Consider the following 745-nt stretch of genomic DNA (forward strand, 5'->3'; position numbering starts at 1 on the left):
ACTTGGGCGGCATCCGGATGCCGCCGTCGACGCGGACGACCTCGCCGTTCATGTAGGAGTTGGTCAGGCACTGCACCACCATGGCGGCCAGCTCGTCGGGCACGCCGAGACGCTGGGGGAACAAGACGCTCTCGCCGAGCTTGGCCTTGAACTCCTCGGCCTGCTCGCCGGTGCCGTAGATCGGGGTGTCGATGAGGCCGGGGGCCACGGTGTTGAGCCGGATGCCGATGGCGGCCAGGTCGCGGGCCACCGGCAGCGTCATCCCCACGACGCCGCCCTTGGAGGCCGAGTAGGAGGCCTGGCCGATCTGGCCGTCGAAGGCGGCGACGCTGGCCAGGTTGACGATCGCGCCGCGGCAGCCGTCGGCGTCGGGCTCGTTGTGGCTCATCGCCGTGGCGGCCAGCCGCACCATGTCGAAGGTGCCGATGAGGTTGATGGCGACGACCTTCTTGAAGGCGTCGAGGTCGTGCGCGGACTCGTACTCGCCGTCGCGGCCGACGGTGCGCTGCGCCCAGCCGATGCCGGCGGAGTTGACCACGGCCCGGATCGGGCCGCGCTCGGCGGCCAGCCGCACGGCCGAGAGGATCTGCTCGGTGTCGGTGACGTCGACCTGCGCGAACACCCCGCCCACCTCGCCGGCCAGCGCCTCGCCGGCCTCGGCCTGCAGGTCGGCGACGACCACGTCGGCGCCACGGGCGGCGAGCTGGCGGACGACGGCGGCACCGATGCCGCTCGCGCCCCCGGT

The 745-nt window shown here is 72.9% G+C and carries 1 protein-coding gene; it reads right to left on the bottom strand.

What is annotated here, in order from left to right; translation table 11 throughout:
- Positions 1 to 745 (bottom strand): SDR family oxidoreductase (locus tag D9V37_RS20005; RefSeq protein ID WP_121807964.1); only part of this gene is annotated, 745 nt, incomplete at both ends.

The sequence above is a fragment of the Nocardioides mangrovicus genome (assembly GCF_003674065.1).
GTDB lineage: Bacteria > Actinomycetota > Actinomycetes > Propionibacteriales > Nocardioidaceae > Marmoricola > Marmoricola mangrovicus.